Annotated in this window: 22 protein-coding genes; 12 read left to right on the plus strand and 10 right to left on the minus strand. The window is 70.4% G+C overall.

Annotated elements, in window-relative coordinates; all coding sequences use genetic code 11:
- Positions 1-12: 12 nt before the first annotated feature.
- A complete protein-coding gene (locus tag ACTJKJ_RS01445) occupies positions 13-426 on the minus strand; it encodes a VOC family protein (RefSeq protein ID WP_343603685.1) in 414 nt (137 codons plus the stop codon).
- A gap of 96 nt (positions 427-522) precedes the next feature.
- On the opposite strand from ACTJKJ_RS01445, the gene ACTJKJ_RS01450 reads away from it, so the two are divergent.
- The 5 genes from ACTJKJ_RS01450 (at position 523) to ACTJKJ_RS01470 (ending at position 4883) form a co-directional block, all read left to right on the plus strand.
- The gene (locus ACTJKJ_RS01450; protein ID WP_343603684.1) at positions 523-1170 is read left to right on the plus strand and encodes a LysE family translocator; all 648 of its coding nucleotides are present in this window, start codon (positions 523-525) and stop codon (positions 1168-1170) included.
- A 13-nt stretch (positions 1171-1183) separates the two neighbouring features.
- Positions 1184-1591, plus strand: coding sequence for a VOC family protein (locus ACTJKJ_RS01455; RefSeq protein ID WP_440819364.1), 408 nt, complete (start codon positions 1184-1186; stop codon positions 1589-1591).
- Positions 1592-1640: 49 nt separating this feature from the next.
- Positions 1641-2216, plus strand: a complete 576-nt coding sequence (locus ACTJKJ_RS01460) for a putative glycolipid-binding domain-containing protein (RefSeq protein WP_440819365.1) — start codon at positions 1641-1643, stop codon at positions 2214-2216.
- Positions 2217-2299: 83 nt separating this feature from the next.
- On the plus strand, positions 2300-2638 hold the full coding sequence (locus ACTJKJ_RS01465) for a nuclear transport factor 2 family protein (RefSeq protein ID WP_091726555.1): 339 nt from the start codon (positions 2300-2302) through the stop codon (positions 2636-2638).
- A gap of 172 nt (positions 2639-2810) precedes the next feature.
- On the plus strand, positions 2811-4883 hold the full coding sequence (locus ACTJKJ_RS01470) for a TerD family protein (protein WP_440819366.1): 2073 nt from the start codon (positions 2811-2813) through the stop codon (positions 4881-4883).
- Positions 4884-4917: 34 nt separating this feature from the next.
- Here ACTJKJ_RS01470 and ACTJKJ_RS01475 read toward each other — a convergent pair whose 3' ends face one another.
- The gene (locus ACTJKJ_RS01475) at positions 4918-6159 is read right to left on the minus strand and encodes an MFS transporter (protein WP_183492735.1); all 1242 of its coding nucleotides are present in this window, start codon (positions 6157-6159) and stop codon (positions 4918-4920) included.
- 148 nt (positions 6160-6307) lie between these two features.
- On the opposite strand from ACTJKJ_RS01475, the gene ACTJKJ_RS01480 reads away from it, so the two are divergent.
- Positions 6308-7270, plus strand: a complete 963-nt coding sequence (locus ACTJKJ_RS01480) for a LysR family transcriptional regulator (RefSeq protein ID WP_297383093.1) — start codon at positions 6308-6310, stop codon at positions 7268-7270.
- Positions 7271-7398: 128 nt separating this feature from the next.
- On the plus strand, positions 7399-7605 hold the full coding sequence (locus ACTJKJ_RS01485) for a hypothetical protein (RefSeq protein WP_440819367.1): 207 nt from the start codon (positions 7399-7401) through the stop codon (positions 7603-7605).
- A gap of 75 nt (positions 7606-7680) precedes the next feature.
- Here the strand turns inward: ACTJKJ_RS01485 and ACTJKJ_RS01490 are convergent, their stop codons facing one another.
- From ACTJKJ_RS01490 to ACTJKJ_RS01500, 3 genes are all read right to left on the minus strand, one after another.
- Positions 7681-8697, minus strand: a complete 1017-nt coding sequence (locus ACTJKJ_RS01490; RefSeq protein WP_440819368.1) for a hypothetical protein — start codon at positions 8695-8697, stop codon at positions 7681-7683.
- A gap of 28 nt (positions 8698-8725) precedes the next feature.
- Positions 8726-10249 (minus strand): POT-type proton-dependent oligopeptide transporter, encoded by a 1524-nt coding sequence (locus ACTJKJ_RS01495; RefSeq protein ID WP_440819557.1) that lies wholly within the window; start codon positions 10247-10249, stop codon positions 8726-8728.
- 287 nt (positions 10250-10536) lie between these two features.
- Positions 10537-13629 carry an Rne/Rng family ribonuclease gene (locus tag ACTJKJ_RS01500; protein WP_440819369.1) on the minus strand — a complete coding sequence of 1031 codons (3093 nt, stop codon included), beginning with the start codon at positions 13627-13629 and terminating at the stop codon, positions 10537-10539.
- A gap of 806 nt (positions 13630-14435) precedes the next feature.
- On the opposite strand from ACTJKJ_RS01500, the gene ACTJKJ_RS01505 reads away from it, so the two are divergent.
- The 5 genes from ACTJKJ_RS01505 (at position 14436) to ACTJKJ_RS01525 (ending at position 18715) form a co-directional block, all read left to right on the plus strand.
- Entirely contained in the window at positions 14436-15446 is a 1011-nt protein-coding gene (locus tag ACTJKJ_RS01505) for an RluA family pseudouridine synthase (protein WP_440819370.1), read from the plus strand.
- Between the two features lie 33 nt (positions 15447-15479).
- Complete coding sequence (locus ACTJKJ_RS01510; RefSeq protein ID WP_091726530.1) at positions 15480-16136, plus strand: HAD family hydrolase; 657 nt, start codon at positions 15480-15482, stop codon at positions 16134-16136.
- A 36-nt stretch (positions 16137-16172) separates the two neighbouring features.
- Positions 16173-16559 carry a Rieske (2Fe-2S) protein gene (locus tag ACTJKJ_RS01515; RefSeq protein WP_440819371.1) on the plus strand — a complete coding sequence of 129 codons (387 nt, stop codon included), beginning with the start codon at positions 16173-16175 and terminating at the stop codon, positions 16557-16559.
- Entirely contained in the window at positions 16560-17639 is a 1080-nt protein-coding gene (locus ACTJKJ_RS01520; RefSeq protein WP_440819372.1) for a S49 family peptidase, read from the plus strand. It begins immediately after the preceding gene.
- Between the two features lie 152 nt (positions 17640-17791).
- Complete coding sequence (locus ACTJKJ_RS01525; RefSeq protein ID WP_440819373.1) at positions 17792-18715, plus strand: ChaN family lipoprotein; 924 nt, start codon at positions 17792-17794, stop codon at positions 18713-18715.
- A gap of 30 nt (positions 18716-18745) precedes the next feature.
- Here ACTJKJ_RS01525 and ACTJKJ_RS01530 read toward each other — a convergent pair whose 3' ends face one another.
- The 5 genes from ACTJKJ_RS01530 to ACTJKJ_RS01550 all read right to left on the minus strand — a co-directional run bounded on the left by ACTJKJ_RS01530 (position 18746) and on the right by ACTJKJ_RS01550 (position 24202).
- Positions 18746-19564, minus strand: a complete 819-nt coding sequence (locus ACTJKJ_RS01530; RefSeq protein ID WP_440819374.1) for a DeoR/GlpR family DNA-binding transcription regulator — start codon at positions 19562-19564, stop codon at positions 18746-18748.
- Positions 19565-19671: 107 nt separating this feature from the next.
- Complete coding sequence (locus tag ACTJKJ_RS01535; protein WP_440819375.1) at positions 19672-20682, minus strand: BadF/BadG/BcrA/BcrD ATPase family protein; 1011 nt, start codon at positions 20680-20682, stop codon at positions 19672-19674.
- A 6-nt stretch (positions 20683-20688) separates the two neighbouring features.
- Positions 20689-21858 carry an SIS domain-containing protein gene (locus tag ACTJKJ_RS01540; RefSeq protein WP_440819376.1) on the minus strand — a complete coding sequence of 390 codons (1170 nt, stop codon included), beginning with the start codon at positions 21856-21858 and terminating at the stop codon, positions 20689-20691.
- Positions 21859-21895: 37 nt separating this feature from the next.
- Positions 21896-23236: a D-tagatose-bisphosphate aldolase, class II, non-catalytic subunit gene (locus ACTJKJ_RS01545; RefSeq protein WP_440819558.1), complete on the minus strand. Its 1341-nt coding sequence runs from the start codon at positions 23234-23236 to the stop codon at positions 21896-21898.
- Positions 23237-23320: 84 nt separating this feature from the next.
- Positions 23321-24202 carry a DMT family transporter gene (locus ACTJKJ_RS01550; protein WP_091726514.1) on the minus strand — a complete coding sequence of 294 codons (882 nt, stop codon included), beginning with the start codon at positions 24200-24202 and terminating at the stop codon, positions 23321-23323.
- Positions 24203-24440: the final 238 nt, after the last annotated feature.

Below are 24440 nucleotides of genomic sequence, written 5' to 3' on the forward strand. Positions count from 1 at the left end.
GCCGTCCATCGATCAGGTGGCGAAGATGCCGTCCGTCGACGCGAAGCCCTTGATCTCGATCGGATTGCCCGAGGGGTCGAGGAAGAACATCGTCGCCTGCTCGCCCGGCTGGCCGGCGAAGCGGACGCTGGGCTTGAGCACGAACTCGATGCCGCGCGCCTCCAGCCGGTCCGCGAGCGCGCGCCATTCGGGCATCCGCAGGATCACGCCCAGGTGCGGCATCGGGACCAGGTGATCGCCGACCTTGCCGGTGTTGCCGGTCTTGAACGGCTCGCCCAGGTGCAGCGAGATCTGATGGCCGAAGAAGTCGAAATCGACCCAGGTGTCGGTGCTGCGGCCTTCCTCGCAGCCGAGCACGCCGCCATAGAAGGCGCGGGCATCGTCGAGGTCGCGCACGTGATAGGCCAGGTGGAACAGCGATCGCATGGGGCACTCCCGCTCGAGGGTCAATCGATCGGGCGATCCTAGCTGCGAGAACGCCGCCGTTAACATCGCCGCTGTGTCGTGCGCTGGGAGTTCGTCGTGGATGTGACCGCTTGGTTGGGCTTTGTCAGCGTGGCGCTGTTCGTCACCTTCACGCCGGGACCGGCCGTGCTGATGGCGATCTCGAACTCGCTCAGCGTCGGGCCGCGGCGCGCGATGGTCGGCTCGCTGGGCAATGCGATCGGGCTGCTGGCGGTGTCGGCCGCGACGACGGCCGGGCTGGGCGTGCTGCTGAGCACCTCGGCCAAGGCCTTCCTGGTCGTCAAGCTGCTGGGCGCCTGCTACCTGATCTGGCTCGGCGTCAAGCAATGGCGCCAGGGCGAGCGCATGGCCTCGATCGCGGATGGCGACGCGGCCGCCGCCGAAACGGCAGGGCTGTCACGCCGGGCGCTGTTCCTGCGCGGCATCCTGGTCGCGCTCACGAATCCCAAGGCGATCCTGTTCTTCACCGCGCTGTTTCCGCAGTTCATGAATCACCCCGAGACGGCGATGCGCGACTTCGTCGTGCTGACGGTGACCTTTTCGTTGTGCGCCGTGCTGGCGCATGGCTTCTACGTCGTGCTGGCCCGCGCGCTGCGCCGCGGCCTGGCATCGCCGCGCCGCGTGAGGATCATGAACCGCAGCTTCGGCGCTTGCTTCGTGGCGCTGGGCGTGAGCCTCCTCGGCTGGCGCGGGCGGACGCAGTAAGCGCGGCACCGCCATGTTCTCGCACGTGTTCATCGGCGTCGGCGATTTCGACCGGTCGCTCGCGTTCTATGCACCGCTGATGGCGGCGCTCGAGCTGCCGCAGCGCTTCTGTGATCCCTCGCGGCCCTGGGCCGGCTGGCAGTCGGTGCCGGGGCCGCGGCCGCTCTTCCTCATCGGGCGTCCTTTCGACGGCATGGCGCACGCCGCGGGCAACGGCCAGATGACGGCCTTCATGGCCGACTCGCGCGCGATGGTCGATGCCGCCCATGCGGCGGCGCTCGCGCACGGCGGCCGCTGCGAAGGTCCGCCAGGCCTGCGCCCCGAGTATCACGAGCACTACTACGGCGCCTACTTCCGCGACCCCGACGGGAACAAGCTGTGCGTGGCCTGCCATTCGCCGCCGGCGCCCTCGCAGGATTGACCCGAGCGGCTCTCGCACGTCGATTGCCCAGCCAGGGACAGGAGCCGACATGTCGCCCATCCCCTGCACCGTTTGCTGGATTCCGAGCTGGAGCGCTTCGCATCCGGACGTCGGCATCGAACATCTGCGCCTCTCGGAAGGGCAGGCCGACGGGCTGGTCGTTGCAATCGACGACGAACGCGGACCGTTCCGCCTCCATTACCGCTTGAACTGGGACGCGCAGTGGTGCCTGCGCGATGCGGCGCTGTTGCTGATCGGCGGGGAGGGTGTCGCGGCGCGCACGATGCGCCTGGCCACCGATGGGCAGGGGCACTGGACCGATGACCGCGGCGCGGCGCTCCCCGCGCTGGAGGGCTGCCTCGACATCGACATCTGGCCTACGCCGTTCACCAACAGCTTTCCGATCCGGCGTGTGTCCCTGGCGGTCGGCGAGCGGCGCGAGTTCCGCATGGCGTGGGTCGATGGCACCGCGTTGACCGTCCGCCCACAGGCTCAGGCCTATACGCGGCTCGATGAGCGGCGCTATCGCTTCGAGTCGCTGGATGGGTCCGGCTTCACCGCTGACCTGGAGGTCGACGAGCACGGCCTGGTGGTGGATTACCCGGGACTGTTCCGCCGCGTGTGAGCCAGCCGCTTCGCGCCACAATACGCCGCGATCCGGGCCGGCCCTGGCGGCAGCCTTCCTTGCCTTCCGTCCGACACCCCCTCATGAGCCTGCAAGCCATCTTTATCGACTACCTGCGCCGCTACGAAGCGAAGGACCTGGACGGCATCGCCGCGATGCTCGCGCCCGAGGTGACGCTGCGCGACTGGAACCTTTCGGTGAAGGGCCGCGATGCCGCGATCGCCGAGACGCGCAAGAACTTCGAATCCGCGGCGTCGATCCGCATTGACGTGCTTCGCGTGCTCGAAGGCGACCGCTCCGTCGCTGGCGAGCTGCGCATCGTCGTCGACGGGCACATCGAGCTGTTCGTGGTCGACGTACTGGACTTTGACGACGAAGGCCGCATCAGCGCGATCCGGGCCTACCTCGGTCGCGGAGACTGATCGGGCCCGCGAGAGGCGGTGTTGGCGAAGGGGCGGGCACCCGTGATAAGGTCGCGGCGCGGCTATGGGGGTTCTTCCTTCTCTTCCACTGATCTAGAGCCTCCGCTTTCCGCCCTTCGCCTGCCGCCCGGCAGGCGTTGTTTTTTCCGGAGCGCCCGGGGAGGGGACGACCTTGCACGCCATCTTTGTCCGCCGTCGATCGAAGCTGCATGTGGCCGCCGGCGAAGGGGCGGCGACGTCCACGCAGCTCGCCACGCTTCAGAAGGAGTTGACGGGGCTGGGCTACGTCATGTCCGAAGCACTGTCCGCGCGCCTTGCGACGCTCGACGCGGCTCGGCTTGCGTCGGTGTCGCGCGATCTCCTTCGCGAGCTTCACCAGCTCACCGGCGCGCATCAGGCGCACCGGCCGTTCTATCCCGGCTTTCCTGACCAGGTGATGGCGGCGTCGGACGCGGAGCTGTTCCTCAACGCGATCCATCACTACCTCACGCACAGCCGCTTGCCGGATGACGAGCCGCGCCGTGAAGCGGCGCTCGAAGGCAAGCGGCCGCGCGTGCTCGATCTGGGCAGTCCGGAGGAGTTCGAACGGATCTTCACCCAGCTGGCGGGCGCACCCACGTCGCTGTCGCAGCAGGATCGCGAGGATGTGACCTGGTTCATCCGCCAGTACCGCGAGGGCATCTTCCGCCTCTTGCCCGCGAAGTTCCCCTTCAAGGAGAACCTCGCGCTGGTGGCCGCCATGCTGCTGCGGGAGGTGCCGGGTGAGCGCGCCAATGCCTTCCTGCTGACGCAGTGCGGGACTGCCACCGACCTGTTGCGCGTCGCGGTCTCGCTCTTCGAAGGCGATGCGTCGCTGGCGGCGTCAACGCGCTTCGGCCGCATGGGGCGCGCCTGGCGCAAGCTGATCCTCCAGGCCCTGGAGGGCATGCACCGTCCGGTCGAGGACATGATGCGCTGGCGTGAGCCCTGGAAGCGATTGGGCGAGCGGCTGCATCCCGGCGAGTTCGCCGAGCGCTTCCCGCAGGCGCACGAGGCCTTCCAGCAATTGCGCAACGACACGGCGCCTCCGAACTGGGCCAGCGGCGTCGAACGCGCGCTCGCGACGGGCGATGTCGCCACCGCCGCGGCCCGGTTGGCGGAGCGCCCCGGCGAGTACGCGCGCAAGCTCGACGTCCTGCTGCGCTCGCCTGCCGCCACGCCGGAACTGGCGGCGCGCTTCGCGGCGCTCGCGCCGCGCGTGTCGACGCCCGTGCTGCTTCAGGTCATGACGCATTTCCGGCATCGCGCGGCACCGCCGGCGATCCGCGCGTTCACGCCCAAAGGCGAGATGTCGAAGATCTTCTCGATCGCGGACCAGAGGCCCGCCGTGCCGCAGGCGCTGGCCGCCACCATCGTCGACGCGTGCGAGCAAGCCCTGCTGGCGCGGTTCGCCGAGCTCGCGCCACTCGGCCCGAGCTACATCGATCCGGCGCTGCGCACCTACATGATCCCGTTGGCGCAGCGCAGCGCCTCCAAGTCGCTGCGCACGCTCGCGCGCGGGAGCCGCGTGCCCTTGCCCATGGGGGAAACCTTGCGCTTCTTCCTGTGGTGGAAGAACGGCCGGGGCCGCACCGACATCGACCTGTCCGCGGCCATGTTCGACAGCGAATACCGGCTCGTCGAGGCCCTGGGCTTCTACAACCTGCGCGGGACGGGGGGCTACGGCGTGCACAGCGGCGACATCGTCGACGCGCCACAGGGCGCGGCGGAGTTCATCGACCTGGATCTCCCGAAGGTGCATCAGCGGGGCGCGCGCTTCGTCGTGATGTGCATCAACAGCTACACGGCCCAGGCCTATTGCGACCTGCCGGAATGCTTTGCCGGCTGGATGTCGCGGCGTCATCCCGGCTCGGGCGAGGCCTTCGATGCCCGGACGGTGGTCGACAAGATCGACATCAGCGCCAACACGAAGATCTGCCTGCCACTGATCCTGGATCTCGAACGCCACGAGATGCTCTGGGCGGATCTGGCGCTGACCGAGCATCCCCATTGGCACAACGCGGTGCCGGGCAACCACGGCCGCATCTCGCAGATGCTGCGCGCGATGCACGAGACCATCCGGCCGGATCTGTACACGCTGTTCGACCTGCACGTCCGGGCTCGCGGAGAACGGGTGCAGCAGCGCGAACAGGCCCGCACGATCTTCAGCGTCGACGAAGGCATCGTGCCGCTGGCCCTCGACGAGATCCGCGCCGCCTTCCTCTGACGAGAGACGCGGGGCGCTTGCCCCGCCAGGCGCCTCACTCGTCAGCCGTGAGCCGCACGACCAGCGCCGCGGCGCTCGCGACCGTCGCCAGGCCGGTCACGCCCAGCCAGCCCCAGTGCGCCAGCAGCAGGCTGCCGAGCGCGGCGCCGGTCGCCATGCCGATGAACATGCCGGTGAAGAGCAACGCGTTCAGGCGGCTGCGCGCGGCAGGGTCCAGGCTGTAGACGATGGTCTGGTGCGCGACCAGCGCCGCCTGCACGCCGAAGTCGAAGACGACGGCCAGCACCACCAGCACGGCGATCGCCGCACCACGGTCCAGCCAGGCGGTGACCGACATCGCCGCGAATGACAGCACCACCAGCAGGGCGCCGAGCCGCGTCACCACGCCGGGACCGCGCCGGTCGGCGATGCGGCCGGCCAGCGGCGCGGCCAGCGCGCCCGCCGCGCCGGCCAGTCCGAAAGCGCCCGACACCGCGCTGCCCAGGCCGAAGCGCGCATGCAGCATCACCGCCAGCGTCGACCAGAACGCGCTGAAGGCGACGGCCAGCAAGCCCTGCGCGATCGCGGCGCGGCGCAGCGTCGGCCAGGCGCGCCACAGGCCGCCCAGCGAGCGCAGCAGGCCGCCATACGTCGTGCGCATCGCCGGCGGCGAGGACGGCAGCCAGCGCCAGCTCGCCAGGCCCGCGACGGTCAGGGCCAGCGCCGCCAGGCCGTAGACCCAGCGCCAGCCCAGCAGGTCCGCGATGACGCCGCTCATCACGCGCGACAGCAGGATGCCCAGCAGCAGCCCGGTCATCACCTGGCCGACGATGCGCCCCCGGTGCTCGGCCGGGCTCAGCGCCGCGGCCATCGGCACGACGTCCTGCGCCAGCGTCGCCGTCAGTCCCAGCAGCGCGCTGGCGACCAGGAAGGGCGCGAAGCCCGGTGCGAAGCCGCTCATCAGCAGGGTCGCGATCAGCAGCACGAACTTGGTGAGGATCACGCGGCGGCGGTCGAAGCGGTCGCCCAGCGGCGTCAGCAGCAGGATGCCGGCGGCGTAGCCGAGCTGGGTGAGCATCGGCACCGCGCCGATGCCGCCGGTGGAGGCGTGCAGATCCTCGGCCAGCGGGGCCAGGATCGGCTGGCTGTAGTAGAGCGACGCGGCGCCCAGGCCGGCCGATGCGGCCAGCAGGACGATCAGCGGCGCCGAAGGCGTTGCGCCGGCATCCGGCGGCGAGGCGGTCGAGGTCGATGTCACGGTGGGTGTCGAGGGCGAAGTCAGCGGCAGGGCGGACATGGCAACTCCGGAAGGGTAACGAGGATGCGGGAATCGGTGGGCGGCGGCGCTCCGGCACCGGGATGCCTCGCATTCTTCGGATGGGCGCCCGCCCGCGGAACCGGCCCCGCACGCACAGCGGCCATACGCCCGGCGTATAAAGCGTCCCATGAAAGACCTTGTCCGGGACGGCGGCCAGGACCGCCTCGCGCTGCTGCAGACCTTCCTCCGTGTCGCGGAGGCGGGCAGTTTCTCCGCGGCGGCGCTGCAACTCGCGACCACGCAGCCGACGGTCAGCCGCCGGGTGCAGATGCTGGAATCGCTGCTCGGCGCGCGGCTGGTGGAGCGCTCGACGCGCGGCCTGCGCCTGACCGAGGAGGGCGAGCGCTGCGCCGCGCAGGCGCAGGAACTGATCGACGGCTGGCAGACGCTGGCCGAGGAGCTCGATGGTGGCGAGGAGCTCTCCGGCACGCTGCGGCTGCGGGTGCCGCATGCCTTCGGGCAGAGCCAGCTGATCGAGCCGCTGGCCGCCTTCCTGAAGCGCCATCCGCGGGTGTCGGTCGAATGGATGCTGCAGGACCAGTTGCCGGACTTCAGCCGGGAGAACGTCGACTGCTCCCTGCTCGTGGGCGAGATCAGCCAGCCCAACCTGATCGCCACGCAGCTGGCGGAAGTCCCGCGGGTGCTGGTGGCCGCGCCGTCGCTCGCGAAGAAGCTGCCCAAGGGCCTGGACCGGAAGACACCGGAGGAGATCGCGGCGCTGCTCGGTGCGCAGCCCTGGCTGGCGCTGCTGGCCTTCTACCGGGACGGCATCGACCTGCGCGCGGCGACGGGCGACGCGAACCTGCACATCGGCTTCCGGCCCCGGCTGGGCACGGACAGCCTGTTCGCCCTGATCGAGTCCGCGCGGCGCGGCCTGGGCTTGGCGCTGGTCTCGCAATGGGCGGTCATCGACGACCTCGCGCAAGGACGCCTGGTGCGCCTGCTGCCGGACTGGTGCGCGACGCCGCTGCCGATCTCGCTCGTGTATCCATCGCGCCGCCTGCAGCCGGCCCGGCTGCGCGCGTTCCAGCAAGTGATGCGCGAGGTCATCCCGACCTTGCCCGGCATGCGCGAGCTGCGCCGGCGGTGAGGCAGCAGCGTCCCCGCTCAGGGCGCGCGCTCAACGACGCATGGATGGGCCAGTGAAACCGGATCCACTTCCGCCTAGATTGCCTCGCTCGTGGGATCCCTTCCGTTCCCCTTGCCAGGAGCCATGCAATGAACGTTGAGACGACGAGGACCTTGATCAACGCCGGCGTGAACGCGCAAGAAGCGCTCGCGATTTCTCAGGCGATCCATGTGGAGGTTGCGAACGCGAAAGCCGACATGTCGGTGAAGCTCTTCGAGAGCGAGCGATGGCTTTGCTTGGCGCTGATGGCGACCTTCCTGTTGTCGCTGTTCTGGGCTGCCGCTCTCGATCGCTGACGCGCTCAAGAAAAAGGACCGCCCTCGGGCGGTCCTGGTCACGGCGCCGCCGGGTCCCCGGCGCGCATCAGGCGCTCAGCTCTTGCTGGCGGGCTTGGCCGGCGCGACCTTCTTCTTCACAGCGGGCAAGGCCTTGCCGGTGCTGGCCATGTTCATCTGCGTGTCCATGCGCAGCAGCTTGCCCTGCGGTCCCGCCATGTCCATGCCCATCGTCATCGACATCGTGCTGCGGAGCATCAGACGGTCGGCCAGGCGCACGTCCATCTTGCCGCTGCCGGTCGCGGTCATCGATCCCTTCACCTCGGCCGGCGCGGACGCGGCCGGCGCCGGGGCGGTCGCCTCCGTCGCGCTGGAGGCGGCGGCAGAGGTGGAGGCCGCCGACGCCGGCGCGGACACCGGCAGCGCGACGTCCATGGCCATCGTCACCGCGACATCGAACGACGCCACGCCCTGGCGCACGCCGGTCAGGGTGTAGCGGCCCACCACCTTGCCCAGCTGCTTGGACGCGCCCATCGGCAGGTTCATCTCGACCGGCACCTCGACCGATTCGCCGACCTTCAGCGTCACGCCGTTGAACTTGCGCATCCAGTCGAAGCTCTGGTTGAAGAGCTGCTCCTGCAGCTCCTTGCTCAGCGCCTGGGACGCGGCCGTGGCAGGCAGCTGCATGTCGATCTGCTCGAACTGGTCGTCCTTCAGCCGCGCGTTGAAGCGGAAGGTCATCGGCGGCGGCAGCGGCTGAAGCTGACCGGATGCATTGCGCATCTCGGTCTTGAGCGTCGCCATCTCCGCATCCAGGGTGTAGCCGCCATCGGCCGCCTTGGCCGAGGTCGACAGCGTCTGGCGCATCGCCATGGTCATCGTCAACGGCATGGCGGCCTTCAGCTGCTCGGCCTCGGCGCGCGCCTGCTCGGGCGCGTCCGCCGGCAGCCGCATGGACATGTTCATGCGGGTGTCCATGGTCAGGTCGACCTGTTGCCGCGTCGACGGCAGCGGCACCAGGTTGAGCTTGACGCTGGTCTGTGCCAGCGCCGCCGGCGTCGCGATCGCGGCATGGAGGGCCAGCGCGGTGGCCAGAGAGAGGAGTCGATTCATCGTTGTCGCTTCCTTGAGGAGTGGAGCTTCAGCCCCGGTAGTTGTCCTGCATGCGGTAGCCACGCGCGTAGAGCGCGAACAGCAGTGCCGCCAGCAGCGCGAAGCCGGCGAAGAAGAACATCTGGAAGGCCGTCACGCTGGTGCCGGTCGACTGGATGTAGGTCGTCACCGCCGAACCCTTGACACTCGAATTCGCCAGCAGCACCCACAAGTTGCCGATGGTCACCGACAGGTTCCAGAAGCTGGTGATCACGCCCTTCATCGCCAATGGCGCCTGGCTGTAGGCGAACTCCAGGCCGGTCGCCGACACCAGCACCTCGCCCAGCGTCAGCAGCGCGTAGGGCAGCACCTGCCAGGTGATATCGACCGCGTGGCCGTCGTCGAGCCACAGCTGCAGCCCGCCCACCACGATCCAGGCCAGGCCGGCGAACGCGATGCCCGCGCCCATGCGGCGCAGCGCCGTCACCTTCAGGCCCAGGCGGGCCAGCAGCGGGTAGAGCACCAGGTTGTTGAACGGGATCAGGATCATGACCAGGGCGGGATTGAGCGCCTGCATCATCGAGGACTTGAACCACTCCGGCTTGGCCATCTGGTCGGCCTGCAGCACCCAGGTCGACGCCTTCTGGTCGAACAGGGACCAGAACGGCGTGACCAGCGCGAACAGCACCAGCAGGCGCAGCACCTGGCGCACGCCTTCGACGGCCTCGGCCGGATGCACCGCCCGGGCGCGTTCCAGCTGCATCCAGGCGCCGATGCCGCCGAAGCCCATGACCAGCACCAGCGCCGAGCAGAAGGCGATCACGAAGCCCAGGTTGGGCGTCAGGGCCAGCGCCCCGATCGCCAGCACCACGCCCAGGCCGGCCACGATCAGGCCGCCGCGGCCCTGGCCCGGGGCCTGCGCCAGCAGCGCCGTGCGCACCACCTTCAGGAAGCCATGGGGATCGCGGTGCGACTGGCCCGCCGGCACATGCGTGTACTTGCGGCGGCCGCTCCAGAAGATCAGGGTGGCCAGGAACATCAGCGCGCCCGGGATGCCGAACGCGACGCTGGCGCCGAACCTGTCCAGGAAGACCGGCATCAGCAGCGAGGCGAAGAACGAGCCGAAGTTGATGATCCAGTAGAAGGCGTCGAAGACCTTCTGCGCCAGCGTGCGGTTGCTCTTGTCGAACTGGTCGCCGATGAAGGAGCTGACCAGCGGCTTGATGCCGCCCGAGCCCAGCGCGATCAGGAACAGGCCGAAGTAGAAGCCGCGCAGGTTGTTCTCGAAGATCGCCAGGCAGGCGTGGCCGGCGCAGTACACCAGGCTCAGCCAGAAGATGGTGTTGTACTTGCCGAAGAAGCGGTCGGACAGCCAGCCGCCCAGCAGCGGGAAGAAGTAGACGCCGATCACGAAGGTGTGGAACACCTCCTTGGCCTCGCCCTTGCGCAGCGGTTCAGGAATGGCCAGCAGCAGGCTGGTCATCAGGAACACGGTCAGGATGTTGCGCATCCCGTAGAAGCTGAAACGCTCGCAGCCCTCGTTGGCGATGATGTAGGGGATCTGCGGCGGCATCTTGGGCGCGGCCTGCGCGGCGCTGCCGGCGGCGCCGCCCGGGGCAGCGATGGTGGAGGTGTTCAAGGGAAGTCTCCGTCGTGTCGTCGGGCGCTTGTGACGCCCCAAAAGGAAAGCCGCCGGGGGTAACTCGGCGGCTCTTGCGAAATCAACTCGTGCCTCGATGACACCCTCTCCCCGCGGGCGGGGAGAGGGAGGGGTGAGGGGTCTCCATCAGGCGCACCTGCGGAGGCCGGCCCTCACCCCATCCCTCTCCCGCAAGCGGGAGAGGGAGTTCATGCGGGCGATCAGGCCTCGAAGGGCAGCTTGAACTGGCTGAGGTCCTTGCGGGTCTCGACCAGCACCAGCGGGCCGTCGTCGACCACCACGACCGGTGCCGGCTCGCGGCCCAGCGGTGCCGGGGCGGGCTCGGCGGCGATCGCGGCCTGGGCGGCGGCGATCTTGTCGGCATCGCTGTTGACCCAGACCAGGCCGGCGCCATCGGCGACGGCGCTGAGCTCAGTCATCGGCAGCTCGAAGCGCGGCACGACCGGGGCGGCGGCCGGAGCCGGCGCGGCAGCCACCGGCGCGGGCGCGACGGCTTGCGCCGGCGCCTGCTTCGGCGATTCGCCCAGTTCCAGCTGCTTCGGCGCGGCACCCGCGTCCAGGACGATGCCGTCCAGCGCGGCCACGGCCGGCGAAGCGACCTCGCCTTCAGCGATCAGGCCGTTCGCACCCTCGCCGCCTTCGGCGAGCGCGCCTTCGCCTTCGCGGCGGTCGCGACGATAGCGGTCGCGACCCCGGCCACGGCGGCGGCCCTCACCACGGCCTTCGCCTTCGGCGCCTTCAACGGCTTCGGCGGGGGCCTCGCCCTCGACCACCGGCGCGGCGGCGGACTCGGCGCCCTCGGCGAACGAGGCCTCGCCCGCTTCCGGCGCCTGACCTTCGACCAGCGTGCCTTCGACCTGCTCCGCGCCCTCGATGCCTTCGGCGCCACGCTCACCGCGGTTGCCGCGACGGCGACGGCGACGGCCCTGACGCTCTTCGCCGGCCTCGCCCAGCGGCGTTTCCAGCGGCGTCTCCAGCGGCTGGGTGTCGGCGAAAGCGATCGGCGACTCGGTGTTGGCGGCCTCGGTACCGGCCAGCGGCGCGAGTTGCTCCTGCGTCACCTCGGCGGCGCGTTCCTCGCGGCGGCGGCGGCCTTCGCCACGCTCGCCACGATCACCGCGCTCGCCCCGTTCCGGACGATCGCCACGCTCCGCGCGTTCCTGGCGCGGTGCGCCTTCGACGGCCTGCTCCGGCTTGTCGGCGCGCTCGTTGCGACGGTTGCGCTCACCGCGTTCACCGCGTTCACCGCGCTCACCGCGTTCGGCACGGTCGCCGCGCTCGCCACGCTCCGGACGCTCGCCGCGGCCTTCCTGCTGCGGCTTGCCTTCGCCGCGCGGCTTGCCGTCACGGGCCTTCTGCTCGTTGCGGTCACCACGGTCACCGCGTTCGGCACGTTCACCGCGCTCGCCACGATCGCCGCGTTCACCACGGCGGTTGCGGTCGCCGCGCTCGCCACGGGCGTTGCGATCACGATCGCCGCGCTCGCCGCGTTCCTTCTTGGCCGGCTCGGCGGCCTTCGCTTCGGCAGCGGGCGCCGGGGCCGGCGCGGGCGCGCCGCCGAACAGGTTCTTGATCCAGCCGAAGAAACCACCGCCCGCCGCGACCGGCGCCGCGGGAGCCGCCGGCGCGGGCGCCGCGACCACCGGTTCCGCCGCCTTGGGCGCGGGTGCCGGCGCGGGCATCGGTGCCGGCTGCTCCGGCATCAGGCCCTTGATCACCGGCTCCTGCTTGTTCTTCTTCTCGGCGCCGCGGCGGGTGATGCCCACCTCTTCCTGCGGCTCCTCGATCATCGTGTAGCTCGCCTGCAGGTTCTCCAGGCGCGGATCGTCGTGGCGCAGGCGCTCGAGCTTGTAGTTCGGCGTCTCCAGATGCTTGTTGGGCACCAGCAGCACGGTCACGCGCTGCTTGAGCTCGATCTTGGTGATCTCGGTGCGCTTCTCGTTGAGCAGGAAGCTGGTCACTTCCACCGGGACCTGCACGTGCACGGCCGCGGTGTTGTCCTTCATGGACTCCTCCTGGACCATGCGCAGGATCTGCAGCGCCGACGATTCGGTGTCGCGGATGTGGCCGGTGCCGTTGCAGCGCGGGCAGGTGATGTGGCTGCCTTCGCTCAGCGCCGGACGCAGGCGCTGGCGGCTCAGCTCCAGCAGGCCGAACTTGCTGATCGAGCTGAACTGCACGCGGGCGCGGTCCTGGCGCAGCGCGTCGCGCAGGCGCTGTTCGACCTCGCGGCGGTTCTTGGACTCCTCCATGTCGATGAAGTCCACGACGATCAGGCCGCCCAGGTCCCGCAGGCGCATCTGGCGCGCGATCTCGTCGGCGGCTTCCAGGTTGGTGCGGGTGGCGGTTTCCTCGATGTCGCCGCCGCGGGTGGCGCGCGCCGAGTTCACGTCCACCGAGACCAGCGCTTCGGTGTGGTCGATCACGATGGCGCCGCCCGAGGGCAGGTTCACCGTGCGGCTGAAGGCCGTCTCGATCTGGTGCTCGATCTGGAAGCGGCTGAACAGCGGTGCGTCGTCACGGTAGCGCTTGACCTTGTGCGCCGTCTCCGGCATCACGTGGGTCATGAACTGATGGGCCTGCTCGAAGATGTCGTCGGTGTCGATCAGGATCTCGCCGATGTCGGCGGTGAAGTAGTCGCGGATCGCGCGGATCACCAGCGACGACTCCTGATAGATCAGGAACGCGCCCTTGCCGCCCTGGGCCGCCTCGTCGATGGCGGTCCACAGCTTGAGCATGTAGTTCAGGTCCCACTGCAGCTCGGCGGCGGAACGGCCGATGCCCGCGGTGCGCGCGATCAGCGACATGCCCTTGGGATATTCGAGCTGGTCCAGCGCTTCCTTGAGTTCCTCGCGGTCCTCGCCCTCGATGCGGCGCGAGACGCCGCCACCGCGCGGGTTGTTGGGCATCAGCACCAGGTAGCGGCCGGCCAGCGACACGAAGGTCGTCAGCGCCGCGCCCTTGTTGCCGCGCTCTTCCTTCTCGACCTGGACCAGCAGTTCCTGGCCTTCCTTGATCACGTCCTGGATCTTGGCCGAGCGCACGTCGGCGCCGTCCCGGAAGTACTGGCGCGAGATTTCCTTGAAGGGCAGGAAGCCGTGGCGGTCCTCGCCGTAATCCACGAAGCAGGCTTCCAGCGACGGCTCGACGCGCGTCACCACTGCCTTGTAGATGTTGCCCTTGCGCTGCTCGCGGCCTTCGATTTCAGTCTCGAAGTCCAGCAGCTTCTGGCCATCGACGATGGCCAGGCGACGCTCTTCCTGCTGCGTCGCGTTGATCAGCATGCGTTTCATCAGTTCTCCTCCACGCCAGGGCCAAGCCGCTGGCGCGCATCTTCAAGTGAACCGCTGCCGGCTATTCACCGGCGGGCGATTCGACCGATGCACGAGAAACGCGAAAGAACCAATGAAAGGATCGCCCTGGACTGCAATTGAACGGCGCGTTGACCGTTCAGCGCTGCAGCGTTGGCGCGTGCACCGCGGGCCCCGGGTCGTCTGTTCCGGTCCGCCTGCGCGCCGCTTCAGGCGCGACCCGACCACGGCCGGAGCCCGGCGTGTGGACGAAGCCAACACGCGCTCGCAAGCGGCGGGGGGTGGGAAAGACCGAGGAAAACATCCGGAAACGGGGCCTGGGTGCTGACGTCAGCGCCGGGACTTGCGCCCCCTCGCTGACGTCGTGAAACCTTGTTGTGCTGCCCGCGCCGCCTGCCGACATCCGAGGATGCGGTCGACCGCGTGAGCAATGGTTCTGACGACGTTGCTCTGCCATCCGGCCCTCGTGACTGCCCGCTCGCTTTGGGAAGCGGACTCGACGCGATGACCTGATGTTGCATCACCAAAAGTAATGAGCAGCCTACTCACAATGGCCGCTCAATGCCACGTTCTCGTCGGACTCGAACGCTCACGTCCGAGTAAAATGAGAAAAATCAAATACTTACAACGCAAACGTGGCAAGCAGCATTATAGGGGCTAAAGCCCGCAAGGCCGCCCCAGGGACTGCCCGCAGTGCCACGAGGGGGGCGAGCCCCGTCAAACCGGGACGCGCCAAGGGCGCTCCGCCCCCGGTCACCCGTCCCGCGGCGCGGGCCACCACGGCCCCGGTGCCGCCGGCGCCGGCCGCGTCGGAGCCGCCCCCGGCGCAGGTGCGGCAGCTGACGGTGGACGACGGCTCCGCCGGTCAGCGGCTGGACAACTTCCTGATCCGCGAGCTCAAGGGCGCGCCCAAGACGCTGGTCTACCGGATCATCCGGTCCGGCGAGGTGCGCATCAACAAGGGCCGCTGCTCGGCCGATTCGCGGCTGGAAGTGGGCGACGTCGTCCGCGTGCCGCCGGTGCGGCTGGCGGAGAAACCCGCCGAGCCCGCCATCCCCGCCCGCGAATTCCCGATCGTCTTCGAGGACGAGCACCTGATCGTCGTGGACAAGCCCGCCGGCGTCGCGGTGCATGGTGGCTCGGGCGTCAGCTTCGGCGTGATCGAGCAGCTGCGTCGCGCGCGGCCGCAGGCGAAGTTCCTGGAGCTGGTGCACCGGCTCGACAAGGAGACCTCCGGCCTGCTGATGATCGCCAAGAAGCGCAGCGCGCTGACGCACCTTCAGGACCAGCTGCGCGACCGCGAAACCGGCAAGACCTACGCGGCGCTGGTGGGCGGCGCGTGGGCGAAGTCCAGGAAGGTGGTGGACGTCCCGCTGCTCAAGTTCGTCGGCAGCGACGGCGAGCGCTGGGTGCGGGCGGTCCCCAACCCGGGCGATCCGCAGGCGGACCAGGCCAAGCGCTCGATCAGCCTGGTGAAGGTGATGGAGGCCCTCCCGGGCCGGACGCCGGACGCCGCCGGCTACAGCCTGCTGGACGTGACCATCAAGACCGGGCGCACGCACCAGATCCGGGTGCACCTGGCCCACGAGGGCCATCCGATCGTCGGCGATCCGAAATACGGCGACTTCGAGGCCAACCGCGCGCTCGCGCGGGGCGCGCTGCGCTTCGACCGGATGTTCCTGCACGCGCGCCAACTGCGCGTCACGCATCCCGCCACCGGCGAGACCTTGACCTTGAACGCGCCGCTGCCGCCCGAGTGCGAGACACTCCTGGCCGCGCTGCGCCGCCCGGTGCCCTGACGACCCGCCCCTGACGACCCGCCCCTTGACGCCATGCCTCAACGCTTCGACCTGATCGTCTTCGACTGGGACGGCACCCTGTTCGACTCCACCGCGCTGATCGTGCGCTGCATGCAGGCGGCCGCCGCCGACCTGGGCCTGGAGCCGCCCTCGCGCGAGCGCGCCGCCTACGTCATCGGCATGGGTCTGATCGAGGCGCTGGAATATGCGCTGCCGGGGCTGGACCGGACGCGTTATCCGGAGCTCGGCCAGCGTTATCGCCATCATTACTTCGCGTCCGCCCACGAGGTGACGCTCTTCGACGGCGTGCCCGGGCTGCTGCGGGACCTCAAGGCGCGCCACCACTGGCTGGCGGTGGCGACGGGCAAGAGCCGCCGGGGCCTGGACGAGGCGCTGGCCGCGGTCGAGATGACGACGCTGTTCGACGGCACCCGCACCGCCGACGAGACCGCCGGCAAACCCAATCCGCAGATGCTGCTGGAGCTGATGCGCGAGTTCGGCGCCGATCCCGAGCGCACGCTGATGATCGGCGACACGACCCACGACCTGCAGCTGGCGCGCAACGCGGGCTGCCCGGCGATCGCGGTGACCTACGGCGCCCATGCGCACGAGTCGCTGCGGGACTTCGAGCCGCTGCTGGTCGCGCACGACGTGCCGACGCTGCGCGACTGGCTGCTGGCCCATGCCTGATGGCCCCTGCCTGATTTCCCCGACCGTTCCCTCCTCATGCCCCCCGAGCAAGACCCGTCCTCCGTGCCGCTGTGCGCCTCCTCCGAGCTGGAGGAGCGCGGCCGCGCGCACACCTTCGACGTGCTGCACTTCCGCCAGCCGGCATCGGCCTTCACGCTGCGCTTCGACGGCGAGGTGGTCGGCTACCTCAACCGCTGTGCCCACGTCCCCACCGAGATGGACTGGCAGGAAGGCGAGTTCCTGGACAGCCGGAAGGAATACATCATCTGCAGCATCCATGGCGCCGTGTACCACCCGCGAGATGGGCGCTGCGTCACCGGCATGTGCGGCCGCATCGGCCTGACCAAGCTCGACGTGCGCGAGCGCGACGGCCAGGTCTTCTGGTACCCCTCCCGCGACACGCGGCCAGCCTTCGAGGATTGAATGAGCCAAGACAACGACTCCGACCTGCCGCGTCCCATCCCCGACGCGACGCCGCGGCCCGAGGACATGCTGAAGCCGGCGCCGACCCCGGCGTCCGCTCCTGCCCCCGCGACCGCATCGGCCGCGCCGGCCTCGGCGGCGCCCGCGACCGGCCTGCCCGGGCGCTATGAACACGTGTTCGAGCAGTTCGCCCATGACTACCTGCGCGACCGCCGCAGCGACCGGCGCTGGAAGACCTTCTTCCGCCTGATCTGGGTGACGCTGTTCCTGCTGCTGGTCTGGTCCATGTTCTCGACCCGGCACCACGGCGGCGCGACCACCGGTCCGCACACCGCGCTGGTCGAGGTGCGCGGCGAGATCGCGCCGGACACCGAGGCCAGCGCCGAGCTGATCAACGCCGCGCTGAAGGCCGCGTTCGAGGACCAGGGCTCGGAGGCGGTGGTGCTGCGCATCAACTCGCCCGGCGGCAGCCCGGTGCAGGCGGGCATCGTCAACGACGAGCTCAAGCGCCTGAAGGCGCTGCACAACAAGAAGGTCTACGCGGTGGTCGAGGAGATCTGCGCCTCGGGTGCGTACTACATCGCGGCGGGCGCCGATGAGATCTATGTCGACAAGGCCTCGGTGGTGGGCTCGATCGGCGTGCTGATGGACGGCTTCGGCTTCACCGAGGTGATGAAGAAGGTCGGCGTCGAGCGCCGCCTGATGACCGCGGGCGAGAACAAGGGGATGCTGGATCCGTTCTCGCCGGTCACGCCCAAGCAGCAGGCCTATGCGCAGGCGATGCTGGACCAGATCCACCAGCAGTTCATCGCCGTCGTGCGCGAGGGCCGAGGCGCGCGCCTGAAGGAAACGCCGGAGATGTTCTCGGGCCTGTTCTGGAACGGCGAGCAGGCGATCAAGCTGGGTCTGGCCGACGGCACCGGCAACCTGGATTACGTCGCCCGCGAGGTGGTGAAGGCCGAGGAGGTCGTCGACTACACGCCGCGCGACAACGTCGCCGAACGCATCGCCAAGCGCTTCGGCGCCGCGATGGGCGAGGGCGCGGTGAAGGCGATGCGGTCGGTGATGACGATCCGTTGAACGGTCGTCGGGTTGACGACCGACGCGCCCATGCGCTGAACGCGGAGCCGATCCGGCCCCGCGCGGCGGCGACAATCCGCCGCTGACCCTCCGCCCGACCCAGCCATCGCTCGGCAGGCCTGTTCCCGTTTCCCTGTCTTCCAGGATCGACCATGAACATCGCCTTCCGTGGCGCCGCGCTGGCGCTGGTCCCGCTGCTGCTCGCAGCCTGCGCGTCTTCGACGACAGCCACGGCCACGGCACGCTCGGCGGCCTCCGCCTCCGCCTCCGCCTCCGCCGCCTCGGTGGACTCGCGCGCGGCGCCGACCGTCTCGGCGCCGGCCGCCCGTTCCGAACCACCATTCATCCTGCTCGGCGAGCTCCACGACAACCCCGACCACCACCGCGCCCGCGCCGAGCAGCTGCGCCGCCTGATCGCGCACGAGTCGCGCACGGTCGTCGTCTTCGAGCAGTTCTCGCGCAGCGAGGATGCGGCGGTCGCGCGCGCGCGCCAGGCGGCGCCCGGCGACTTGAATGCCGTCATCGACGCCGCGAAGCTCGACCGCAAGAGTTGGCGCTGGCCGCTGCACCAGCCGCTGTTCGAGGCTGCCCTGCAATCGGGCGCCGACATCCGCGGCGGCAACATCGACCGCGACCAGGTCCGCCGGATCGTCCGTGAAGGCGACGCGGCCTGGCCCGCCGAGCTGCTCGCGCTGCGCGAGCGCACCGCGTGGAACGGCGCGCAGCAGGACGCGCTGCGCCAGGACATCCAGGACGGCCACTGCGGCGCGATGCCCGAGGCGATGCTGCCCGGCATGGTGCAGGCCCAGCGGGCCCGCGATGCGGCAATGGCGCGGGCGATGCTCGACGCCCGAGAGGCGGGCGCGAAGCGGGTGGTGCTGATCGCCGGCAACGGCCATGTGCGGCGCGATCTCGCGGTGCCCGTCTACCTGCAGGCGGCCGGCGTGCCGTCGACGGACATCGACGCCGTCGCCTACCTCGAGCCGGGCAGCGCCGCGCCCGCTGGCGGCTTCGACCGTGTCGAGCGCGCGCCCGCGCCGTCGCGCGAGGATCCCTGCGCGCAGTTCAAGCGCTGATAGAGCCCGCGGGCCGCACGGCCGAGCCGTTCAGGCCAGCACGACCTCGACGCCGCGGCGCCGCAGCTCGCCGACGATCGCTTCGTCGGCGTCCTTGTCGGTGATCAGCAGGTCGAGCTGCTCGACGGGCGCGATCACCGACAGGTTGCGCTTCATCAGCTTGGACGCATCCGCGACCGCGACCACCTGGCGCGCGATCTTCATCATCTGCGCGTTCAGCTGCGCCTCCAGCAGGTGCGGCGTCATGACGCCGATCTCCGGATCCAGGCTGTCCACGCCGAGGAAGAGACGATCCGCGTAGAGGCTCTGCAGCGCGGTCACCGCCTGCGGGCCCGACAGCGAATAGGAATTCGGCCGCAGCAGCCCGCCCGGCATGATCACGTTCACGCCGGGCACCGTCGCCAGCAGCATCGCGATGTTCAGCGCATTCGTGATCACGTTCAGCGACTGCAGCCGCAGGCCGCGGATCTGCTTGGCGATCTCCTCGGTGGTCGAGCCCGAGTCCAGCATCACCGTCTCGCCGTCGTGGATCAGCTTCGCCGCCTCGATGGCGATGCGCACCTTCTGCTCGTGATGCAGCTTCTGCTTGACGCTGATGGGCACTTCCTCGGTGTCGCGATGCGCCAGCGCGCCGCCGTGCGTGCGCAGCAGCGCGCCGCTGGCGGCAAGCGCGTTGAGGTCGCTGCGGATGGTGACCACCGAGATGCCGAAACGCTCGGCCAGTTCCTCCACCGTGACCCGCCCCTGCGCCTGCACCTGGTCGCGGATCAGCTGGCGCCGCTCGTCGATCAGCAGCGAGGCGTCGCGCTTGTCGGCGGACGTGGGACTCGGGGCGCGGGTGGTGGACATGAGGATCCGGAAGACGTGAACTTTCGAATGATATCGAGGTCGCTGCGTTCGGAAGCCACCGAGAAGGCACCGAGAAGGCGCCGACGCGGCGGCCGGATGGCGCTCGCTCAGCGCGCCAGCGCGGCAGCGGCGTGCGTGTCCGGCTCCAGCCGCGCTCCGGCCAACCGCGCCGCATACATCGCCGCGCCCAGCTCCGGCCCGAACCTCGGTGCCACGAGCGCCGCATTCGGCAGCGACTTCGCCATCGCCGCGCGCAGCGCACCGGTGACGGCATCGCCGGCCTCGAAGACCCCGCCGGTGTACGACACCTCGACCGCCGCATCGGCCGGGAGGTCCAGCTGCCGCGCCACGCCCGCCGCGAGCAGCGCCAGCTCCTCCCCGGCGCGTGCCAGCAGGGCCGCGGCCTGCGCATCGCCCTCGGCCGCCGCGGCCGAGACCAGCCGCGCCAGCTGCGCGAGCCGGCTGCGCGCCGCGGCGCCGTTGACCGCCGCGCAGACATCGAGGTCGTGCGCCAGTCCGAAATGCCGTCGCACCAGCGCGAGCAAGGGCCCGGGCGCCGCGCGCCCATCGGCCATGCGCGAGAACAGCGCCAGGCCCTCGCGCGCCAGCCAGTAGGCCGAGCCCTCGTCGCCGAAGACCTCGCCCCAGCCGCCGCTGCGTGCGCCCCGGCCCCGCCACTCGCCATAGGCGATGGAGCCGGTGCCCGCGACCAGGCTGATGCCGTCGCGTCCGCCGAGCGAGCCCGCCCAACTGCACACCATGTCGTTGCCGACGCGCGCGAGCGGCAGGTCCGCGAGCAGCGCGTCGAAGGCCGGCAGCAGCGCGCTGTCCTCGCCATGCGCCGGCAGCCCGGCGAAGGCCGAGCGCACCGACGCGTGCCCGAGGCCCGCCTGCCGCAGCGTCTGGGCGATGCCCTCGTGCAGCAGCGCGCGCAGCGCGTCGAATCCGATCTCCAGGTAGTAGCTGGTCGTCGACACATGCCGCGCCAGCAGGCGGCCATCGCCGGCCAGCAGCAGGAAGCTGGTCTTCGTGCCGCCGCCGTCGATGCCGAGGTAGACCGCGTCGCGGTCAGCCGCGCGCTGGTGGTCGTCGGCGATCGTCGATGTCATCGCGCTCATCGGGAGTCAGCCCTGCGGATGCGGGTGGATGGTGACGCCGCTGACCACGCGGGTCACGGTGCCGGATGCGCTCGGATTGTCCGGCGTGATGCCCAGCTTGAGCGAGGCCAGCAGCGCCAGGCACTGCCCGAAGACCAGCGCCACCGGCGCCAGCGCCAGGTCGGGCACGTTGGCCGGCAGGTCCAGCAGCACGTCGTCCTCGGACAGCGCGTCGGTGCCGTTGAGCGCCGCCGTGCTCAGCGCGACGACGCGGCCGCGGCCCTGGCGGCGCAGCTCGCGCAGCAGGTCCTGGTCGTAGCGGCAGGTGTAGCTGTCGTTGGACATCAGGATCAGCACCAGCGTGCGCTCGTTCAGCACCGTCTTGGGCCCATGCCGGAAGCCCAGCGGCGAATCCGCCAGCGCCACCAGCCGGCCGTCGGTCAGCTCCAGGATCTTCAGCGCCGCCTCGTGGGCCAGGCCCTTGAGGCCGTTGCTGCCCAGCACGACGACGCGCTCGAAGGGCTGCTCGCTGAGCGCCACCAGGCGATCCGCCTCGCTGGCCAGCAGCCGCGTGGCCGCGTCGCCCAGCGCCTGCGGTGTGGGCAGCGGCAGCCCGAAGGCCCAGGCGGCGGCGAGCAGCATGCCGGTGAAGCTGGACGTCATCGCGAAGGCGCGGTCGTGGGTCTCGTCCGGCAGCAGCAGCACCTGGGCGCGCGCATGCGCGCCGAGCCGCCGCGCCAGCGTGCCCTCGGCCGCGCAGGTGACGGCCAGGTGGTGGCATTCATCGACCGTGGCATCGGCCAGGTCGACCGCGGCCAGGCTCTCGGGGCTGTTGCCCGAGCGCGCGAACGACACCAGCAGCGTCGGCACGCCGGGCTGCAGGCATTGGGCGGGGCTCGAGACGATGTCGGTGGTGGCGATCGCCTCGACGCGGATGCCGGGCCGCGCGCCCAGCTGCTGCAGCAGCGCCGGGGCCAGGCATTGCCCGATGAAGGCCGAGCTGCCGGCGCCGGTGAGCACGATGCGCAGGTCGGGCCGCGCCAGCAGCGGCTGCAGGAAGGCGTCGAGCGCCTCGCGCCGGGACGCCACCAGCGCATGCACGGCGCGCCACACCTCGGGTTGCTGGGCGATCTCTCGGGCGGTGTGGGCCGCGCCGCGGCGGTCGAGGTCGGCGGGGGCGAAGTGGAGCAGGCTCATCGTGGCAGGTCGGGTTCTGGAGGAGGGCGCCCGTCGCTCAGGCGGCGCAGGCGGCGAGGTAGGGACGCAGCGACTGCGCCGCGCCATCGCGCAGCAGCTCCGCCGGACGGTTGCGCAGGCGGCCGTCGCGGATCGCGTCGTACTGGCGTGGCAGGAACTGGCTCAGCAGCGTCAGCGGCGGCGGGGAGTGCTCCAACCGGTCCAGCAGCGCCGCGCAGGCGGCCTGGACCTTGGGATGCGCCCAGTAGTAGCGGATGCGGTCGCTCAGGCTGTAGGCCAGGTCCACGTGCAGGCGCGCGGGGTCCTGGTAGTAGGGGCGCCAGTGCTCGGGCTCGGCGCGCATCACGCCGAGCACCGTGCCGATGAGGCCGTCCTCATTGGCGTCGCGACCGCCGCGGCCCAGCCACTCGTGCTCCACGGCGGCCAGCGCCCACAGCGTCTCGCGCAGCGCGAAGGTGGCGCCGGGCCCGACCTTGAGGATCGCGAAGTGGTCGCGCGCCAGTTGCGCCAGCCGCTGCGGCGTCTGGTAGTCGGTCGAGTGCGCCTCGAAGACCAGGCCCGGCTGCGATTCGATGAAGGCGCTCAGCGCGCGGGCCTTCTCCGGCCGGTAGTCGATGACCTTGTGGTGGTCGAACTCGACCCCCGGCTGCACCACCATCGCGATCACCCGCGCCCAGGCCGCGTCCAGGCCGGCCGCGGTGAAGGCCTCGCGGTGCAGCGCCAGCGTCGCGCCGGCCGCCTCGGGCGAGGTCACCGCCAGCTCGTCCAGGTCCTCGTGCGCGCCGCCCGGCACCGGCACCTCGGTGCCGATCACGTAGACCGGCTGCTCGCCGCGGTCGGGCGCCTCGCGCCAGGCCTGCTCGGCCGCCAGGCACAGCCGCACCGCGCGGGCCGCGATCTCGGGCTCGGGCAGCGGCACCGGGTCGTCGGCGCAGGACATGGAGCAGTCCAGGTGGATCTTGCGGAAGCCCGCCGCGACGTACTGCGCCACCATCACCTCGGCCTTGGCCATCGCCTGCGCCGCGGGCAAGCGGCGCCAGGCATTGGGCCCGAGGTGGTCGCCGCCCAGCACGAGCAGCTCCGGCGCCAGGCCCTCGATGCGGGCCAGCGATTCGACGAAGCGGCGGAAGTCGATCGGCGTCATGCCGGTGTAGCCGCCGTCCTGGTTGACCTGGTTGGAGGTCGCCTCGATCAGCGCCGGCCGGCCGAGCGCGGCGCACTCGCGCAGCGTCGCCGCCAGCACGACCGGATGCGCCGAGCACATCGACGGGATGCCGACGGCGGGGCCGTCGGTGGCGGCGGAGATCGCGGCGGGGAGGGTGGCGGAGATCGCGCTGGCGGACGCCGACTGCCGATGGCGCCGCACGAGATCGAGCATGAGCTTCAAGGGAGGTCCTTCCTGTCCGGGGGCAATGCGTGGGGACGTGGTGTGGCTGGGCGTGGCGGGGCCGGGACCCGGTGGTCAGGCCTTGGCCTCGCCTTCGGGTTGGAGCGCCAGCAGCAGCGCGGCGAGCAGCGCCAGCGCCACGCCGGCGAGCTTGGTGCCGCCGGGCGCGCTGCCGCTCATCGCCATCGAGGCCAGCGCCGTCAGCAGCGGCGCGCCGGCGTTGACCAGCGGCGAGACCACCAGCGCCTGGCCGTGGCGGAAGGCGTAGACCAGCGTCAGCGCGCCGATCGCGTTCAGCACCTGGATGGCGGCCGCCAGGCCGGGGCCGTCCCAGCCCCAGGGGATGGGACGCGAGAAGTCGGTCATCCACAGCGCGGCCGGGATGCACAGCAGCGCGCTGACGGTCATGTAGAAGAAGACGCTCTCGGCGCTGGCGGCGTTGTTGGCGGTCTTCAGGAAATAGGCCTGCAGGCCCCAGGCCGCCATCACCACCAGCGCCAGCGCGAACCACGCGCCCAGCGGCTGGCCCTGCTGGCCGGGCTGGAAGTCGAACAGCGGCAGCGCGCACAGCGCCAGCACGATGCCGGCCACGCCGAGCTTGCCGGTGCGCTCGCGCAGCAGTCCGAAGGACAGCGCGATCGTCACCGCCGGCGACAGCGACACGATCGGGAAGATCAGGTAGGCCGGGCCGCTTTCCACCGCGCGGAACAGCAGCATCTGCCCGCCAGCGCCGAGCAAGCCCACCGTGAGACCCTGCACCACCGCGCGCCGGTCGCGCTGCAGCCGCCAGCCGGCGCGCGCCAGCACGATCAGCGCCGGCGGGACCATGGTCAGCGCCCACACGACGTAGACCAGCGTGTCCGGAAAGCCGCGCGCCGAGGACAGGCCGGTCAGCGCACCCCAGGCGCCCCAGAACAGGGTGGTGATCAGCGCGTAGGTCAGCCAGGGTCGTTGCATGAATCGCTTTCGTCTCGTTCGAAGGATTGGGCTTTCGAACGAAAGAATAGTGCAGCGAAATTGAAAACACAACGGAAGAAAGGCCGGCGCGGCCTGAAAGGCGCGATTTCGAGGGAAAACCCGTGGATATAGAGGTGGCAGCGGGGCGGCATAGCGCTACTACGCTGGCTAAATTCTTTCGTCAAAGTGATAAGCGAAAGACAAAACGTCGGTAAAAACGATATACGAAATCATTCGA

Source organism: Roseateles sp. 22389 (assembly GCF_052044995.1).
GTDB lineage: Bacteria > Pseudomonadota > Gammaproteobacteria > Burkholderiales > Burkholderiaceae_C > Roseateles.